The organism is Variovorax humicola, from assembly GCF_037889915.1.
GTDB lineage: Bacteria > Pseudomonadota > Gammaproteobacteria > Burkholderiales > Burkholderiaceae_C > Variovorax > Variovorax humicola.
The window spans coordinates 25,051-43,087 of sequence record NZ_JBBKZV010000003.1 but is presented as its reverse complement, the minus strand read 5'-3'; the positions used below and the strand labels follow the sequence as shown (position 1 = coordinate 43,087).

Sequence of the window (18,037 nt, the reverse complement as noted above, 5' to 3'; positions counted from 1 at the left end):
CCCCTCAAGGGGGCGCACCCAGCGGCCCGGCAAAGCCGGTTCCGCGGGGAGGTTCAAACACCCCCGATGCGCCTGCGGCGCCTCCCCCTCGAGGGGGCGCACCCAGCGGCCCGGCAAAGCCGGTTCCGCGGGTGCCCACGAACAGACTTCGCCTTGCTCGTCCTGGTTCATGCGTCGCGGGTCATGCGTCGCGGGTCATGCGATGGCGCGGCGGAATCTGACATGAACAGGTGCCGCCGCGTCGAGGCTGCGGAAGCCGTGGACTCAGCCTTGCGGTGGACGTTCGCCGACGAAGATCTCGACGCGGCGATTCTGTGCACGGCCGGCGTCGGTGCCGTTGTCCGCCACCGGCTCGCGTGAGCCGCGGCCGTCGATGTTGAAGGCGTTGGAACGCACGCCGCGCGAGATGAGGTAGTCGCGCGTGGAGGCGGCGCGCTCGATCGAAAGCGGGTTGTTGATGGTGTCGGTGCCGGTACTGTCGGTGTGGCCGATGATCCGCACGTCGGCATTGGCGTTGTTGCGCAGGCCGGTCGCGAACTGGTCGAGCACGCGCGCGAAGGTCGGCTTGATCACGGCGCGGCCGGTGTCGAACGACGCATCGCTTGGAATGGCGAGCTTGAGTTCGTTGTTTGCGGTCTGCGATACGGCGATGCCCGTTCCCTTCGTGGCCTGTTCCATTTCCTTCTTCTGGTTTTCCATCCGTTGCGACCACAGGTAGCCGCCCAGCGCGCCGGCCGCCGCGCCAATGGCAGCGCCGCCTGCAATGGCGTTGCGGTTGCCGCCCGTAGCGGAGCCGATGGCAGCGCCAGCCAGCGCCCCCGCGCCGGCGCCGATACCGGTGTTGCGTTGCGTGTCGGTCATGCCGGCACAGCCGGTCAACACGACGGCCAGGGCGCAAGTGCTGAGAACGAGTTTTTTCATGGATTCCCTTTCAGTGATAGTGGCGAAGAGCCGAGGATTATGGAGAACGGGCAAGGCGGTCTATGGTGTCCGCATGTAAAGAAGCCGTAACGGCGAAATGGGCCGAAAGGCTTGTCGTGCAGCCAATCCATGCTATTAAAGAGATAGCAAATGGCCGGTCGGCTGACGGCGGGAGGCGGCAGCGGGCTACAGCAGATCAGTCACGCTTCGGCGGTTTGGCCTGGTCTGCCGCGCCTGGCGCATCGTCGCCATGGTCGCCATGGTCGAGTTCGCCGCCCTTGCGCCCGGAGAACATCGTCCACCAGACGATCAGGATGAACACGGCACCGGCGAGAAAGGCTTCAAGCAGAATCAGACCCATGAAAAAAGGACTCCTGTGGCGGCTGGCTGGGCCCGCGATCGTAGTGGCAATGGTGGCCGGCTGCTCATTCAGCCCGCGAACGCCCGAAGTTGCAGTGCCGTCGGGCGTTGCGCCGCCGGCGCCATTGCCTCCGCTCGCCGGCTCGCTCACGCATCCCAAGAGCCGCTGGGTGCCTGTGTCCTGGGCCGACCTGCCGGGCTTTGGCGACGATCCGTTGCATGAAGGCTGGGTGGCACTGGTCTCGAACTGCATGCGGCCCAATGCAGCCATCCGGCCGCTGTGCGACGACGTGCGGCGCCTGGCCATTGCCGATGCCTCCACGCAGCGGCAGTGGATCACCGAGCGGTTGCAGCCCTACCGCATCGAGTCGCTCAGCGGCCAGAGCGACGGCCAACTCACCAGTTATTACGAGCCCGTATACGACGCCACGCGCCGCCCGAGCGCGCAGTTCAGCGTGCCCCTCTACCGCACGCCCGACAGCATCGCGACGCGCAAGCCCTGGTACACGCGCCAGCAGATCGACACGCTGCCTGAGGCGCAGGCCGCGCTGCGCGGCCGCGAGATCGCCTGGATGGCCGACCCGATCGACGCGATGATGCTGCACATCCAGGGCACCGGCCGCCTGCGCCTCACCGAGGCCGACGGCTCGCAGCGCATGGTGCGGGTGGCGTTCGCCGCCACCAATGACCAGCCCTATCGCAGCATCCAGCAATGGCTGACCAACCAGGGCGTGCGTGCCGGCAAGTGGCCGGACGACACGCGTGACTGGGCCCTGCAGAACCCGCAGCGCGTGCCGCAACTGCTCTGGAGCAACCCGCGCTATGTGTTTTTCCGCGAGGAAGAGATGAGCGAACTGGACGCGTCGGCCGGACCCCGCGGCGCACAGGGAGTGCCCTTGACGGCCGGCCGCTCCATTGCGGTCGACCGCGACAGCATTCCCTATGGCACGCCCGTCTGGCTCGCGTCGAGCGGCCCGGCCGCGCAGTTGCAGAAGCTGGTGGTGGCGCAGGACACCGGCAAGGCGATCACCGGTGCGGTGCGTGCCGACTACTTTGCCGGGACCGGCCCGGAGGCTGGACGATTGGCGGCGGGCATGAACCAGCCGCTGCGGCTGTGGGCCTTGTGGCCGAAGCAGGCGGCGCCGTCGCCTTGATGGCGGGGAACTCCGAACGGCACGTCTGCCGCGAAACGTGCGTCCTCGCGAGGAATTGACCAGCGCATCCTCACCGCGGGGGACGTGGGGCGGCTCCCGTCGCGGCGCGCAGTTGATCGGCGTCGGTCAGGGTCCGCAGGAACGCCACCACGTCCCGCACTTCCGAGTTGGTGAGCGCTGGCCGGTCGCCGGGGAGTCGGTCGAACGGCGGGTCGGCGTTGAGGTTGTCGTGGTACGCGGGCGGCAGGTCGTCGAACTTCCTCACCCGGCCGTCCCTGCCGCGCGGATACCAGCGGGCGGGATGGGTGTCGCGCTCAGCATAGAAGCGCACGGCTTCCTCGAGCGAATGGAAGACGCCGTTGTGAAAGAAGCTCTGGCGCACCGCGACGTTGCGCAAGGACGGTGTGCGAAACAGGCCGCAGTATTCCGGCCGGTCCCTGAAGTCCGTGCGGATCGGCCCGCACAGGCCGAGATCGTGGAAGGCCGGGTCGGCGTTCGCCGGCAGCCGGCGGTTGCGCGGAACGCCGATCGCGATCAGGCCGAAATCGGTGAACAGCGGAAAGGCACCGTCCGCCGTGACCGCGCTGATGTGACAGGACGCGCAATTGCCTTTGCCGGAGTCGTTGAACAGCCTCAAGCCGCGTGTCTCGGCAGCGCTCAGCTTTTGCTGGCCGCGCAGGTAGGCGTCGTACTTGCTGTCGAACGGATAGAAGTCGGCCGGCGATTGCTGGAACACCTCGAGCGCCATCGATGCGGCGCGAAAGGTGCTCGCCGGGTCGGCAAACAGGTCGTTGCCGAATGCGGCGCGCAGCTTGTCGGCATAGGCTGCGCGCGCCAGTTTGCGCGCCACCGCTCCCTTCGATTCATTGGCCATCTCGGCTGGCGACAACAGCGGCATGCCGGCCTGTTCATGCGCCGACCCGGCACGGCCGTCCCACATGCGGCCCCCGGTGGGGCCGGCGTCGATGCTGTCGTCGCCGTCGTTGTCGTGATGGTGCTCGGTGAATGCGGCCAGCGTCTGCAGGTAGCGCAGGGAGGGCGAGGCGCGCAGCCCTGGCGTGCGAAGGTCGGGGCCCCCGGTCTGCACCGACAAGGCGTTCGGCGGGCCGTAGGCGTGTCGGGGGTCGTGGCAGCTTGCACACGACATGCGGCCCGACGCCGACAAGGAGGCGTCCGAGAAGATGAGGCGGCCGAGTTCGGTCAATTGCGCGGCGCTTGCCTGCGGCTTGCCCTGGGTGGCCGGCGCATAGGCGGCCCCTGCATGCGCGGGCGGGGCGGTCTTTTCCACGGGGACAGCCAGGTCGGTGGCAGCGGCAGGTCTGTGGGCCGCGCTGATCGCGACGAGGGCGGCCAGCGCCAGCATGCAGTTTGCTGCAGCGGGGCGGAAGGACGAGGGGTAGGACGAAGGAAACGACACGGGCAACACGATACGGTGCCGTCCACGGTATCACCAACATGTTCAGGCGCCATGACGCTGGAACCCTTGTTGGCATGCTCAAGCAATCCCTTTTGCCATGGGGCTGTCATTCAAGTGAAAGACCATAGGAGATGGCGGAGAAATCACGGACGCCCGCCGTCAGAATGCAGCGTAAAAGGCCACGGTCACACCCATGAATCTCCCTCGCTCCAACTCCACCTCCGGGCGCGTTCAAGCGCCTTTGCGCTGCTGGCCCGTTGCCGCAGTGGCCGCCGGGCTTCTGGCGGCCTGCGGCAGCAGCGGCGCCCCGGGCGGCGCGGCAGGGCCATCGACGAGCGGCGTGGTGACGGGAAGCTACTACCGCAACGCCAAGGTCTGCGTCGACGACAACGGCAATGGCCGTTGCGATCCCGGCGAGACCAGCGCGATGAGCAATGCCAACGGCGCCTTCGTCGTTGGCGGCCGGGGCGCGCTGGTCGCGGAGATCGGCACGTCGAGCAGGCGCTTCGACCCCGCGACCGGCACCGAAAGCGCCGTCCTCCAGCCGCTGGTGTTCCGCGCGCCCGCCGAGGCCAATGGCGTGCTGAGCGCCATCAGCACCGAACTCGTCGTGCTTGCCGCGGCCAATGGCGGCAATGTGGCAACTGCCCGGACGACGCTTGCTACGCGACTTGGCGTCGGCGAAGCGCAACTGCTGGCGGATCACAACAAGCTGGGCGACGCCAAGGCCAAGGCGGCGCTGCAGACCGAGATCGAGCAGGCGACACCGCGCATCGCGGAAGCCGTTGCAGAAGCAGGCGCCGGCGGCGACATCGTGCGCGCATTGCGCAACCGCTTTGCACTCGATCCGATCCAGAACGTCGTCATCATCTATGCGGAGAACCGCTCGTTCGACAACCTCTATGGGCTGTTCCCCGGGGCCAACGGCGTGCCTGGCGCCAACCCGGCGGCCAGCCCCGCCGAGCCGCAGAAGGATTTCGACGGCGCCGTGCTGCCCAGCCTGCCGCCGGTTTGGGGTGGCGTGACGGCCGCTGGCCAACCCACGGTGGTCACGCAGGCGCAGACCGTCGGCATGCCGAACAGGATGTACCGGATCGACGACCCGGCCGGCTTCTTCAACACCGGTCTCGTCGTGTCGCAGCAGACCATCACGCGCGATCTGGTCCACCGCTTCTACAACAACCAGATGCAGATCAATGGTGGCAAGAACGATAAGTTCGCCGCCTATTCCGACGTCGGCGGCCTCAGCATGGGCTACTACGACGGCAGCCGCATGAAGCTCTGGAAGGTGGCCCAGCAGTTCACGCTGGCCGACAACTTCTTCATGGGCGCTTTCGGCGGCTCCTACCTCAATCATCAATACCTGGTGTGCGCCTGCGTGCCGACCTATCCGAACGCCGACGCTGAAACCTCACCCGCCAAAGGTTCGATCTCCGCCATCGACGTCGATGCCAACGGCAACTTCGTCCGGCTGACACCCGCGGCCTCGTCGCCGGCCTCCGTGCTGAACGGCGCGCCCGTCTACAAGCACGACAGCACGCTGACGCCGAAAGATGCAAGCGGCATGTTCTATTCAGTCAACACCATGCAGCCGGCCTACCAGCCGAGCAGCAATGCACCGGCGCCCAACGACGCCACCAAGCTCTTCGCCGATCCGGCCAAGGCCACGACGCTGCCGCCGCAGACACAGGCCACGATCGGCGACCTGCTCTCCGCCAAGGGCCTGAGTTGGGCCTGGTACGGCGGCGCGTGGAACAGCACCACGGCGCTCGCGACCGGCAGCCGAGCCTTCCCGGCCGCCGTGCCGCCGGCGGCGTTGACGCCCAACTTCCAGTACCACCACCAGCCCTTCAACTATTACGCCCGCTTCGATCCCGTGGCCCACCCCGGCGAGCGCGCCCTGCACCTGAAGGACTTCGACGCCGACTTCCTGAAGGACATGGCCGCCGGCACCTTGCCTGCAGTGAGCTTCTACAAGCCGCAGGGCAACCTGAACCAGCACGCCGGCTATGCCAACGTGAGCGACGGCGACACCCACATCGCCGACCTCATTGCCAAGCTTCAGGCGAGCCCGCAATGGAAGAACATGCTCGTCGTCGTCACCTACGACGAGAACGGCGGGTTCTACGACCACGCGCCCGTGCCCCGAGCCGACCGCTGGGGGCCGGGCACGCGCATCCCGGCGATCATCATCTCGCCGTTTGCGAAGAAGGGCTTCGTTGACAAGACGCAGTACGACACCGCCTCGACCTTGCGTTTCATCACGCACCGCTGGTCGTTGCCGCCGCTGCCGGGCCTGGTCGAACGCGACAGGGCGCTCGTGAAGAACGGCGGCCGTCCCATGGGCGACCTCACCGGCGCGCTGGACTTCGGCGGCAGGTCCTGACGCTTTTTGGGTCATCATGCGTCTCCCTGAAGGAGACACATCCATGACCTTGACCATTGGACTGATCGGCCTTGGCGCGATGGGCAGCGGCATGGCCCAGTCGCTGCGCCGTGCCGGCCATTCGCCGCACGTGTTCGACGTGCGGCCTGGCGCCGCCGAAGCTTTCGTGCGCGATGGCGGCCATGCCTGCGCGACGCTGGCCGACCTGGGCGCGCGCTGCGACGTCGTGGTCTCGGTTGTCGTCAACGCGGCGCAGACCGAGAGCGTGCTGTTCGGTGCCGGCGGCGACGGCGACGGCAGCCTGGCGGCGGCGATGCAGCCCGGCAGCGTGTTCGTGATGTGCTCGACGGTCGACCCGAACGTGTCCATGGCATTCGAGTCGCGGCTGGCAAAGAAGGACATTCTGTACATCGACGCGCCGATCTCCGGCGGCGCCGCCAAGGCCGCGAGCGGCGAGATGACGATGATGACCGCCGCCAGGCCCGAGGCCTATGCCAAGGCCGGCGCGGTGCTCGACGCGATGGCTGCAAAGGTCTACCGGCTCGGCGACCGCGCCGGCGCCGGCAGCAAGGTCAAGGTCATCAACCAGTTGCTGGCCGGCGTGCACATCGCGGCCGCCGCCGAGGCCATGGCGCTTGGCCTGCGCGAAGGCGTGGACCCGGCGGCGCTGTACGAAGTCATCACGCACAGCGCCGGCAACAGCTGGATGTTCGAGAACCGCATGGCCCACGTGCTGGCGGCCGATTACACACCGTTGTCTGCCGTGGACATCTTCGTGAAGGACCTCGGCATCGTGCTCGACATGGCGCGCGCGACCAAGTTCCCGCTGCCGCTGTCGTCCACGGCGCACCAGATGTTCATGCAGGCCTCGACCGCGGGTTTTGCCAAGGAGGATGACAGCGCGGTGATCAAGATCTTTCCCGGCATCGAGTTGCCGAAGAAGGCGTAGCAACCCTTATCGCTGCACGATATAGCGGGTCACGACAGGCAGGTCTTCGCCCAGGTGGAACGCAAGCCGGCGCTCGCGCAGCGCCAGGTCGGCGGCGGTCGCACGGTTGAAGCGGCGCAGGTGCTCCGTCCATGACTCGTCCACGATCTGTTCCACATAGCGCTGGGGCTGGGCGATGTCGTGCAGCAAGTCCCAGTCGATCGCGCCTTCGCTCAGGCGCGTGCGGCGGGTCTGGTGCATCACGATGAGGAAAGCGGCCGCGCGCGCGGGGTCGATGATGTATTCGACGTTGATCACCACGCGCCCTTCGCCCGGCGCCGGATGCGCAGGCGCCTTGCTCCAGCCGGGCTGCGCGGGGCTGACGTCGTCGTCGGTGCCGTGGTCGCGCACCATGCGCAGCGCGACCAGCATCGTCAAGGTGCCGCTCACGGCTGCAATGCAAAGGGTCGCCTGCAATGTCGACAGCGTGGCGATCTGGCCCCACACCGCGGCGCCGAAGGCGGTCGCGCCCATGATCGCCATCTGGTAGGTCGACATGCCCCGTGCGCGGACCCAGTCCGGCAGCGCCAACTGCGCCGAGACCGACAGCGAATTGGCCACCGTGATCCACGCTGCGCCGCCGAACATCATGGCCGGCACGGCGATCCACACGTTAGGCGCAAACGCCATCACTGCCGTCGCCACCGATTGCACCAGCGTGCCACGCAACACCAGTTGATCGCGCTCGAAGCCTTGTCGCAGCCGTGGCAGGAACAGCACCGCGATGATTGCGCCCGCGCCCATCGCCGCCAGCAGCAGCGTGAAGGTCCCGGCGTCGCCGCCCTTCAGCCCGCGTGCCAGCAGCGGCAACAGCGCGAGCAGCGCGGTCGAGTGCAGGAAGAAGATCGCGACACGCGACAGCACGGCCCACATGCGCTGCGATTGCCACACGAACTGGACGCCGACGCGCATTGCGCTGATGAGTTTCTCGCGCCCCAGCGGATTGGGCGTGTGCTCGCGCCGCCAGCGCAGCACGATGAAGCCCGAGGCTACCGACATGGTTGCGTTGAGCACGAACACCCACAAGGTGCCGGCGCTCGCGATCAGCGAGCCGGCCACCAGCGGCCCGATGATGCGCGAGGCATTCATCGCAATGCCGTTGAGTCCGAGCGCCGCCGGCAATTGCGGCCGCGGCACCAGCTCCGGCACGATTGCCGAGAACACCGGCCAGCGCATCGCCAGGCCGATGCCGTTGGCAAAGGTGAGCGCCAGCAACAGTGGCGCACTCATCCACCCCAGGGCCACCGCCGCGCACAACACGATCGCCACGATGGCCAGCCAGAACTGCGTCGCGATCAGCCAGCGCCGCCGGTCGAGAATGTCCGCCAGCGCGCCGCTCGGCAGGCCGAGCAGGAACACCGGCAAGGTCGAGGCCGATTGAACCAGCGCGACCCAGATCGGCGTGCTCGTCAGCGTGGTCATCATCCATGCCGCCGCCACGTCATTCATCCACATGCAGATGTTGGCTATGAGCCAGGTGCTCCAGAGCATGCGGAACACCGGGAGCTTGAGGGGCGTCAGCGCGCCGATGCGCGTGGGGCGCACGGACTGCGGCGGTGTCTCCTCGGTGGATATAGGTGGCATCGATGGTATTTCGTGAAGATTCTCAGTAATCCTATTCCTCATGCCGCACGAGCAATTGACTCAAGATCTCTCTGACGTGCCGCCACCGCGATACCAGCATGTCAATCATGAATCGACTCCTCCAAGCAAGCGAGGGGGTGCAGTTGCGATGGCCTGGTGCAATCGGGCCTGCAAAGCCTCACGTGGTGGCAACACCGTCAGGTACTCGGCGACATGGATGCCGCTCATGCGCTCCTGCAACTGACGGGCCACACGCCGGCGCGCACCGTCGATCCGTTGGCGAACGTCGGCAATCAAGGCCATGTCGTGAGCGGGCGGTGTTGCCACCGGTTGATTTTTCTTGCCGGGTAGCTCCTCAGGCGCCGAACAGGCTTTCGCACTCTGTGATTTCTTGATGGCCATGGAGGCGGGCGTACGGGCTTGGGGTTGGTGGGACTCGCTGCTAGTTTCTCACCGCCCGGGACGATTTCTCAATCGCAAGAACCGTGTATTTGGCGCGGCGCCAGAGGCGCCAAGTGCTTTCGTAGTCTCAGCCCCGATCGCTACGCGCCAGCCGATGTTCCAGCCGCCGCAGCATCGTCGTCAGCGCCAACGTCATGAACCAGTAGATCACCGAGATCGCCAAGTAGGGTTCCCAATAGCGCGCATAGGCTCCGGCCACAGTGCGCGCCGCGTACGCCAGCTCCGCCAGCCCGATGGCGGACACGAGAGAAGTGTCCTTCAACAGCGCGATAGCGTTATTGCCGAGCGGCGGCAGCATGCGGCGGAAGGCTTGCGGCAGCACGACGTAGCGCATCACCTGTGCCGGCGTGAAGCCGATCGAGCGCCCCGCATCCACTTGCCCCTTGGATATCGACTGGATCCCTGCGCGGAATACTTCCGAGATATAGGCCGCCGAGTTCAGCGTCAGCGCAACGATGCCCGAGATCAGCGCGCCATGCTCCTGCTTGAGCTCCCGCGCCAAATCACCCGTGATCAGCAGCCCGCTGGTTGGATGGATGAACACCGGCATCACCGCGAAGTGGATCAGCAGGATCTGCACGAACAGCGGCGTGCCGCGAAAGAAACTCACGTACACCGTCGACGGCCAGCGCAGCAGGTAGCGCGTGATCCACGACCATGGCGCATGCCGCGCGTTCGCAAGCCGCGCAATGGCCAGGCACAGGCCCCAGCTCGAACCCAGCAGCACGCAGACCACGGTCATGCGTAGCGTCATCCACGCGCCCTGCAGGAACAGTTCCTTGTATTCGAGAAGGATGTCGACCCGAAACCAGCCGAACCAGACGATGGGCTCCATGGTCAGTGGGTGTTAGGGTCTTTGTTGAACCACTTCTTGTAGATGGTGTTGTAGCTGCCGTCCGCACGGATCGCGGCGAGGCCGGCCGCGAGCTTGTCCTGCAGCGCCTTGTCGCCCTTCTTCACGACGATGCCGAAGCCCTCCTCAGGAAAGGATTTGTCGTCGACCGTCTTGAGGTCGGCGTTTTGCGCCACGCGATACGCGATCACGCCGTTGTCGCCCACCGCTGCATCGACGCCGCCACCCGCCAGTTCCGAGATGATCAGCGGCGTGCTTTCGAAGCGGCGGATGTTCGGGTTGGTCTTGCCGAATTCGCGCGAGACCACGTCGTCGGCCGTCGAGGCATTGACCACGGCGATCTTCTTGCCGTTCAGGTCTTTCAGCGACGCGACGCTACTGGCCTTGGGTACTGCGATCAATTGCTTGGCCGCGAAGTACGAGGGCGAGAAGTCGTAGCTCTGCTTGCGCTTCTCGTTGATGGTCACGCCCGAGATGATCAGGTCGACGTCGCCGTTGTTCAGCGCCGCGAAGATGCCGCTCCAGGGCGTGTTGACCAGCTTGATCTTGAGGTTCTGGTTCTTCGCGATGGCATTGATGATGTCCACATCGAAGCCGACGATCTGTTTGTCCTTGTTCTCGAACGCGAACGGTGCGTAGGTGGCGCTGGAAGCCACGGTGAGTTCGCGGTTCTGGGCTTGCGCGCCGAGCGCAAGGGTGGCGGCGGCGAAGCCCAGCGCGAGGGCGCGGCGGATGCGGTTCATTCGGTCTCCAGGTGGAATAGTTGTGGTCTGGAAATTCTAGGCGTGCGAACAGGCCCCGCCGCGAGGCGCCGAACCGGTCCGAACGACTCCACGTCCCCCCAGGCGCCAGATGGCCGAGCGGCAGCGCACTGCTCGCCTTCACCTCCATCAGTGAAGAACTGATGTGCAGGGCTTTCACGTTCGGCAGGTTCATCAGGTGCTGGTGCGCGAAGGTGGAAAAGGTGTCGAGGTTCTGCGCCACCATCTGCAGTTCGAGGGTGCCGGTCCCTCTGATGCAGTGGCAAGACACCACTTCGATAGTAGATTCGCACGAATGGGCCGGGTCGGCCCATGCGCTTGCTTCTTCATGGCACCTTGGCGCGCAAGCGGTCCAGCCATGTGGGCGGCAAGGTGATATTCACACTCCCGTCGCCGACCCCCACATGCACGTACCTTTCGTCCCAATAGATCCAGCTGAAGGATGGATTCTGGAATTCCGCCTCGGCGAGGACGGTGCCGTCCTTTGTCGAACGAAGCCGCGCAATGCCGTCGAGAGTGGCGTCCTGCCCCCTGCCAGCCATATAGCAGGTCTCCAACTCGTACAGGCCGTCGGGAGACCGTCCCTCGTCTCCGACACTGCAGTAGGCGGCAAGGGTTCGGTCCAGCATTCCCCCGGTAATGTAAAGAGCTACCGTCAGCAGCAGCCAGCGCCCGAGCTTTCTCGCACGTGCAATGGCGCGCTCCCTGCGGCCCTCCACCTGCTTGAGGATGATCCACGGCGACAGAAGAACCATCCATGCAAGGATGGGAATGCACAGCATCCAGAAGCCCTGGCGCAGGTAGTACTGCTCGCCGAACAATTCGAAGGGAGTCGCCGTCATGGCTGACTCGCATGAAGGGGCCGCGTCGGCCAATGCGATTGCTTCTTCACGGCAGTTTGGCACGCAAGCGGTCCAGCCACGTGGGCGGCAGGTGGATGAACGCCGCCCCACTGCTAGCGCCCACTATCACCAGCTTTCCATTCCAGTCCCAAAGGATGTTATTGAAGGACGGGTCGTGGAATTCCGCTTCGGCCAGGATGGTGCCGTCCTTTGTCGAGCGAAGGCGCACGAGGCCTTCGATGTCGGAGTCCTGCACTCTGCCGCCCATGAGGCAGACCTCCAACTCGTACAAGCCGTCGGGTGACCTCCCTCTGACAACGCATTCAGTAGCAAAGGCGCGGTCCACCATCCCCTGTGCGATGTAAAGAACGGCCGCTAGCAGCAGCCATCGACCGATCTTTCTCGCGCGTCCGATCGCGCGCTCTTTGCGGCCCTCCCCCTGTTTGAGGATGACCCACGGCGACAGAAAGAGCATCCACGCCAGCACGGGGACGCACAACATCCACAGCCCCTGGCGCAGGTAGTAGTGCCCGCCGAACAGCTCGAATGGAATCGCCGTCACAGCTTCACCTTGATCGGTCGAATCCAGACCTTTCTCACGTCTGAATAGGCGATGAAATCGCCGCCTTGGCCGTGCCTGTCGCGCCAGTCACGAAAGCTCTTGTTCGTCACCGGGTACATCACGGTGCCCTTCTCGTAAATGCTCTTGTCGATGTCCACCAAGGGCCTGCTGATGGCCCGCAGCGCCAGGCCGTCGCCCTGCAGCGGCAATGGTGCGAGATAGACGCCGTTCTGGTTCCAGTGGCCCAGGTATTGGGTCGCGCCCAGTGCGCTTGCTACGCGAACCGCTATGGACCCTTCCTCCGGATCCAGGAAGGAGTACGAATCCCGCACATAGACGTAGACGGATTCCACCGTGGCGGTGCCGCCGCGGTCCACGACGAAATCACCGATGGCCGCATAGATGGAGAAAGAACCGAGCGCACCTGTCAGGTCGTCGGGCGCCATCGCGATGCCGAACTTTTCCTTGGCAAGCAGGGCGGCCTTGTCGGACCAGCCTTCATCGACCGGCCCGCGCTGAAACTGGAATGCAGGATGCAGCCGGTGGACATCGCCGCCGCAAGCCGTTGTGGCGTCCGCTCGATACGGGAGCGTTGGCAGTCCGTTACGAAAAAATCGTCGCAGAGCTTCGCGAAGTTTTTGCTCTGCTTTTTCTTTGTAAATGCTCTTTCCAACCAATTCCTCATACACCTTCTTGGCCCGAGGAAAGCCTAGCACCCAATCCAGCCTGAGGATGCTCTGATCGATCATGCTCAGCGGAAATGGCTTTCCGTTGTGGTCGATCGCGTTGGTCACGTCCTCCGGAGTCCGCGAGTAATTGGACGCCCCCGCAAACCAATGCCGCATCATCCGAGCCGACATCGGCCGCTTGGTCTTGTCCATGACATCGGGAACGTCCTGGATGTCAAACGGCGGAATGACGGGTTCAGCCGCCGCCGGTGCCAGCGCCTTGGCTTGTCGCGGAGGAAAGAGCGGGGGCGTCGGCCTCGTCCACCAGTCTTGCATCGCGTCGCCGACCGCGAGCAGGTTCTGCACGAACTTCCGGTCTCGCTCGGCCTGCAATTGCTCCCGGGTCTTGCGCGGAGGCGAGGGCGCCAGAGGCGGCGTCGGCTGGCCGCGCAAGGGCGGCGGCGCGCGGTCCAGCGACAGCGCGGCTCGCTCCAGCGCCGCGCATCCCTTCCTGTCCTTGGCCGCGCAGGCGACCCAGGTCCATAGAAGCCAATTCGTCTTGTAGTAGGTGACCGGCGTGTCCGACTTGCTCAGGATCACTTTGCCGTTCTTGCCGAACTCGAATCGGCCGACTTCCGCGTAGCTTGACCCGCTCATTCATGCTCCCTGACTCTTTTTGGTGCACCGAGGCTACCAGACGCCAGCCGAATTTCCTGCCAGGACTTCGCGTCCCATCGTAGGAGCGCGCAACGGCCGTGATTGCTTTACGAAGAGGCCGACAGGTGCCCCAGCGGCAGCGCATGGCTGGCCTTGACTTCGCCCAGCGAGAAGCTGGTGTGCAGGTCCTTCACGTTGGGCAGGTTCATGAGCTGCTGGCGCGCGAAGGTGGAAAAGGTGTCGAGGTCTTGAGCGACCACCTGCAATTCGAAGGTGCCGGTGCCGCTGATGTAGTGGCAGGACACCACTTCGGGCATCTTGCGGATGGCCTCTTCCAGCTTGCGGGTGGCGTCGCCCTGCACCCGTTCGGCATCGATGCGCACGAAAGCAAGCACGCCCAGGCCGATCAGGTGCCGGTCGATCTCGGCGTGATAGCCCCGGATGAAGCCGGCCTCCTCGAGCGCGCGCACGCGGCGCCAGCACGGCGCCGCGGAAAGCCCCACGCGCTGCGCAAGCTCGGCGTTGGTCAGCCGGCCGTCGGCCTGTAGTTCTTGCAGTATCGCAAGGTCGAACTTGTCAATGCTTTCCATATGCGCTGATTTTAAGAAAGATTCTTTCTAGAACGCGGGTTTTCGAGGCAAAGAACGCAAACACCTATCCGAGGTGCAGGCATACACTTTGCGTGATCATTTGGGAGCGCCCTACCAGGGCTCAATCACCTTTTTCAGCCACGCCCACAAGGCCACGCCACAGGAGACCGGATTCATGAACGCCCCGCTACCCGAGCACATCCGCAAGGCCCTCGAAACCGTCACGCTTGACGACAAATACTCGCTCGACTACGGCCGCGCCTTCATGAGCGGCGTCCAGGCGCTGGTCAAGCTCCCGATGCTGCAGCGCCTGCGCGACCAGCGCAACGGCAAGAACACTGCCGGTTTCATCAGCGGTTATCGCGGTTCGCCCCTCGGTGGGTATGACCAGGCCCTGTGGAAGGCCAGCAAGTTCCTCAAGGCGCAGAACATCGTCTTCCAGCCGGGCGTAAACGAAGAACTCGCGGCCACGGCACTCTGGGGCACGCAGCAGCTCGGCTTCTCGCCCAAGGGCACCAACAAGTTCGACGGCGTCTTCGGCATCTGGTATGGCAAGGGCCCGGGCGTGGACCGCTGCTCCGACGTGTTCAAGCACGCCAACATGGCCGGCACGACCGAATTCGGCGGCGTGATCGCGGTGGCTGGCGACGATCACATCTCCAAGAGCAGCACGGCCGCGCACCAGAGCGACCACATCTTCAAGGCCTGCGGCACGCCGGTGTTCTTCCCGACCAACGTGCAGGAAATCCTCGACCTGGGGATCCACGCCTTTGCGATGAGCCGCTTCTCGGGCATCTGGTCGGGCATGAAGACGATCCAGGAAATCGTCGAATCCAGCGCCACCGCGATGATCGACCCCGAGCGCGTCGACATCGTCATTCCCACCGATTTCCAGATGCCGCCCGGCGGCCTGCACATCCGCTGGCCCGACCATGCGCTGGAGCAGGAAGCGCGCCTGATGCACTACAAGTGGTACGCCGCGCTGGCCTACATCCGTGCCAACCGGCTGAACCACAACGTCATCCAGGGTCCGAACGACCGCTTCGGCATCATGGCCAGCGGCAAGGCCTACAACGACACGCGCCAGGCGCTGATCGACCTGGGCCTCGACGACGATGCCTGCCGCCAACTCGGCATCCGCCTGCACAAGGTGAACGTGGTGTGGCCGCTCGAAGCGCAGCTCACGCGCGACTTTGCGACCGGCCTGCAGGAAATCCTCGTGGTCGAGGAAAAGCGCCAGGTCATCGAATACCAGCTCAAGGAAGAGCTCTACAACTGGCGTTCCGACGTGCGTCCGAACGTGGTCGGCAAGTACGACGAAGGTGAGGTGCATGCGGCCGAGGGCTACTCGGGCGGCGAATGGTCGATGCCCAACCCGACCTCGCACACGCTGCTGCGCGCCAATGCGGACCTGAACCCCGCGCTCATCGCCAAGGCCATCGCACAGCGCCTGAAGCGGACCGGCTTGCTTGCCCAGGCCGGAGCCGACATGGTCGCTCGCATCGACGCGCAACTCGCCATCCTGGAGGCCAAGGAGCGCTCGATGGAAGTGCTGCAAGCCGGTGGCGGCGTGACCGAAGGGCGCCAGCCCTGGTTCTGCTCGGGCTGCCCGCACAACACCAGCACGGTCGTGCCCGAAGGCTCGCGTGCCATGGGCGGCATCGGCTGCCACTTCATGGCGACCTGGATGGACCGCTCCACCATCGGCTTCACGCAGATGGGCGGCGAGGGCGTGCCATGGGTGGGCCAGCAGCCGTTCACCACCGACCAGCACATCTTCGCGAACCTCGGCGACGGCACGTATTTCCACAGTGGCCTGCTCGCGATCCGCCAGAGCATCGCGGCGGGCGTGAACATCACCTACAAGATCCTCTACAACGACGCGGTCGCCATGACCGGCGGCCAGCAGGTGGGCGAGCGGCCCGAGGGCCACTCGGTGCTGCAGATTGCCGAGAGCCTGCATGCCGAGGGCACAAAGAAAGTCGTCATCGTTACCGACGAACCCGAGAAGTACCAAGGCGTGAACGTCCCCGGCGACCACGTCGCGGTCAAGCACCGCGACCTGCTCGACGACATCCAGCGCGAATTCCGCGAGATCAAGGGCACCACCGCCATCATCTACGACCAGACCTGCGCCACCGAAAAGCGCCGCCGCCGCAAGCGCGGCACGGCCGTCGACCCGGCCAAGCGCGTCGTCATCAACGAACTGGTCTGCGAAGGCTGTGGCGACTGCAGCGTGCAGAGCAACTGCCTGAGCGTGGAGCCGCTGGAGACCGAGTTCGGCCGCAAGCGCACCATCAACCAGAGCACCTGCAACAAGGACATGAGCTGCCTCAAGGGCTTCTGCCCGAGCTTCGTCACCGTCGAAGGTGGCCAACTCAAGAAGAAGTCGAAGGGCAAGGCCAACTCGCCATTCGAAATGGGCGCCATGCCCGAGCCCGTGGTGCCCATGCTTGCGAAAGACCAGGTATGGGGCGTCGTGGTCGCCGGTGTCGGTGGCACTGGCGTCATCACCATCGGCCAGTTGCTCGGCATGGCCTCGCACATCGAAGGCAAGGGCATCGTCACGCAAGACGCGGCCGGCCTCGCGCAAAAGGGCGGCGCCACCTGGAGCCATGTGCTGATCGGCGATACGCAGGACGCGATCCGCACCACGCGCGTCGGTACCGCCGCGGCCGACCTGATCCTTGCGGCCGATCCGCTGGTGGCCGTCAACAACGAAACGATGACGCGCATGCGCGAAGGACGCACGCACGTTGCGCTCAACAGCCACAGCGCGCCCACGGCGGCATTCGTGCGCAATGCTAACTGGCAGAACCCGCAAGACCAGTGTGCCAACGAGATCGCACGCGCGGTCGGCACCGATGGCCTCGCCACCTTCGACGCCGACGCCACGGCTGTCGCACTGATGGGCGACAGCCTCTACGCCAACCCGATGCTGCTGGGCTTCGCCTGGCAAAAGGGCTGGGTGCCACTGGAGCATGAATCGCTGATGCGTGCGATCGAATTGAACGCCGTGGCCGTCGAGAACAACAAGACCGCCTTCGAATGGGGCCGCCGCGCCGCACACAGCCCCGCCGCCGTTCAAAAGCTCGTGACGCCCGGCCAGGTGATCGAGTTCAAGAAGCGCGAAACGGTCGAAAGCGTGGTGAAGCGTCGCGTCGAATTCCTCACCGCCTACCAGAGCGCTGCCTATGCCGAGCAATACAAGGCCTTCGTTGGCCGGGTGCAGCAGGTCGAAACCGCCCGGGTCGGCAAGAACACCCTGACCGAAGCCGTCGCTCGCTACCTGTTCAAGCTGATGGCGTACAAGGACGAATACGAGGTCGCGCGCCTGCACACCGACCGCAGTTTTCTCGACCGCGTCGAAGGCATGTTCGAAGGCGACTTCAAGCTCAACTACCACCTGGCGCCGCCGCTCATGGCGAAGAAGGACTCGAAGGGTCACCTGCAAAAGCAGAAGTTCGGCCCGGGCATGCTGACGGGATTCAAGTTGCTTGCCAAACTCAAGGGCCTGCGTGGCACCGCATTCGACATCTTCGGCAGGACCGAGGAGCGCAAGACCGAACGCGCCCTCATCGGCGAATACCGCGCGAGCATCGAGGAGGTGATCTCCGGACTGACTGCCGCCAACCATGCCACTGCGCTGGAAATTGCCGCCCTGCCGGAGCAGATCCGTGGCTACGGCCATGTGAAGGACCGCAATCTGGCCGCCGCGCGCACGCGCTGGACCGCGCTCATGACCCAGTGGCGCCAGCCACAGGGAGCCCGCGCGGCGGCCTGACATCTGCCGTCATTTCAGACGACCAAGCCAGCAACGCCCAGCCATTGG

14 protein-coding genes and 2 pseudogenes are annotated in these 18,037 nt (G+C 65.2%); 4 read left to right on the top strand and 12 right to left on the bottom strand.

The window, feature by feature from the left end; translation table 11 throughout:
- Nucleotides 1-264 precede the first annotated feature (264 nt).
- Nucleotides 265-921: a YiaD family glycine zipper/OmpA-like lipoprotein gene (locus tag WKW80_RS07145; RefSeq protein ID WP_340362864.1), complete on the bottom strand. Its 657-nt coding sequence runs from the start codon at nucleotides 919-921 to the stop codon at nucleotides 265-267.
- Nucleotides 922-1,117: 196 nt separating this feature from the next.
- Nucleotides 1,118-1,282, bottom strand: a complete 165-nt coding sequence (locus WKW80_RS07140; protein WP_340362863.1) for a hypothetical protein — start codon at nucleotides 1,280-1,282, stop codon at nucleotides 1,118-1,120.
- On the opposite strand from WKW80_RS07140, the gene mltA reads away from it, so the two are divergent.
- Entirely contained in the window at nucleotides 1,281-2,435 is a 1,155-nt protein-coding gene (mltA, locus tag WKW80_RS07135; RefSeq protein WP_340362862.1) for a murein transglycosylase A, read from the top strand. The two genes, WKW80_RS07140 and mltA, sit on opposite strands and share 2 nt — an antisense overlap.
- 70 nt (nucleotides 2,436-2,505) lie before the next feature.
- On the opposite strand, the gene WKW80_RS07130 is transcribed toward mltA, so the two are convergent.
- Nucleotides 2,506-3,798: a cytochrome-c peroxidase gene (locus WKW80_RS07130; RefSeq protein WP_340362861.1), complete on the bottom strand. Its 1,293-nt coding sequence runs from the start codon at nucleotides 3,796-3,798 to the stop codon at nucleotides 2,506-2,508.
- Nucleotides 3,799-4,045: 247 nt separating this feature from the next.
- On the opposite strand from WKW80_RS07130, the gene acpA reads away from it, so the two are divergent.
- Together acpA and ltnD are read left to right on the top strand one after the other, a co-directional pair.
- Nucleotides 4,046-6,238 (top strand): acid phosphatase, encoded by a 2,193-nt coding sequence (acpA, locus tag WKW80_RS07125; protein WP_340362860.1) that lies wholly within the window; start codon nucleotides 4,046-4,048, stop codon nucleotides 6,236-6,238.
- A gap of 43 nt (nucleotides 6,239-6,281) precedes the next feature.
- Entirely contained in the window at nucleotides 6,282-7,187 is a 906-nt protein-coding gene (ltnD, locus tag WKW80_RS07120) for an L-threonate dehydrogenase (protein WP_340362859.1), read from the top strand.
- 6 nt (nucleotides 7,188-7,193) lie between these two features.
- On the opposite strand, the gene WKW80_RS07115 is transcribed toward ltnD, so the two are convergent.
- From WKW80_RS07115 to WKW80_RS07075, 9 genes and pseudogenes are all read right to left on the bottom strand, one after another.
- Nucleotides 7,194-8,810: an MFS transporter gene (locus WKW80_RS07115; RefSeq protein ID WP_340362858.1), complete on the bottom strand. Its 1,617-nt coding sequence runs from the start codon at nucleotides 8,808-8,810 to the stop codon at nucleotides 7,194-7,196.
- Nucleotides 8,811-8,915: 105 nt separating this feature from the next.
- Nucleotides 8,916-9,041: pseudogene (locus WKW80_RS07110) on the bottom strand (PDDEXK nuclease domain-containing protein); the annotation flags it as partial.
- A gap of 298 nt (nucleotides 9,042-9,339) precedes the next feature.
- Nucleotides 9,340-10,107, bottom strand: coding sequence for an amino acid ABC transporter permease (locus WKW80_RS07105; protein ID WP_340362857.1), 768 nt, complete (start codon nucleotides 10,105-10,107; stop codon nucleotides 9,340-9,342).
- Nucleotides 10,108-10,109: 2 nt separating this feature from the next.
- On the bottom strand, nucleotides 10,110-10,868 hold the full coding sequence (locus WKW80_RS07100) for a basic amino acid ABC transporter substrate-binding protein (RefSeq protein ID WP_340362856.1): 759 nt from the start codon (nucleotides 10,866-10,868) through the stop codon (nucleotides 10,110-10,112).
- A gap of 103 nt (nucleotides 10,869-10,971) precedes the next feature.
- Nucleotides 10,972-11,163: pseudogene (locus WKW80_RS07095) on the bottom strand (Lrp/AsnC ligand binding domain-containing protein); the annotation flags it as partial.
- A 49-nt stretch (nucleotides 11,164-11,212) separates the two neighbouring features.
- Complete coding sequence (locus tag WKW80_RS07090; RefSeq protein WP_340362855.1) at nucleotides 11,213-11,728, bottom strand: hypothetical protein; 516 nt, start codon at nucleotides 11,726-11,728, stop codon at nucleotides 11,213-11,215.
- 46 nt (nucleotides 11,729-11,774) lie between these two features.
- Entirely contained in the window at nucleotides 11,775-12,290 is a 516-nt protein-coding gene (locus WKW80_RS07085; protein WP_340362854.1) for a hypothetical protein, read from the bottom strand.
- On the bottom strand, nucleotides 12,287-13,558 hold the full coding sequence (locus WKW80_RS07080) for a DUF6402 family protein (RefSeq protein ID WP_340362853.1): 1,272 nt from the start codon (nucleotides 13,556-13,558) through the stop codon (nucleotides 12,287-12,289). Before WKW80_RS07080 ends, WKW80_RS07085 begins: the two co-directional genes overlap by 4 nt.
- 164 nt (nucleotides 13,559-13,722) lie before the next feature.
- Nucleotides 13,723-14,205 carry an Lrp/AsnC family transcriptional regulator gene (locus WKW80_RS07075; RefSeq protein ID WP_340362852.1) on the bottom strand — a complete coding sequence of 161 codons (483 nt, stop codon included), beginning with the start codon at nucleotides 14,203-14,205 and terminating at the stop codon, nucleotides 13,723-13,725.
- A gap of 175 nt (nucleotides 14,206-14,380) precedes the next feature.
- On the opposite strand from WKW80_RS07075, the gene WKW80_RS07070 reads away from it, so the two are divergent.
- The gene (locus tag WKW80_RS07070; protein ID WP_340362851.1) at nucleotides 14,381-17,989 is read left to right on the top strand and encodes an indolepyruvate ferredoxin oxidoreductase family protein; all 3,609 of its coding nucleotides are present in this window, start codon (nucleotides 14,381-14,383) and stop codon (nucleotides 17,987-17,989) included.
- Nucleotides 17,990-18,037 lie beyond the last annotated feature (48 nt).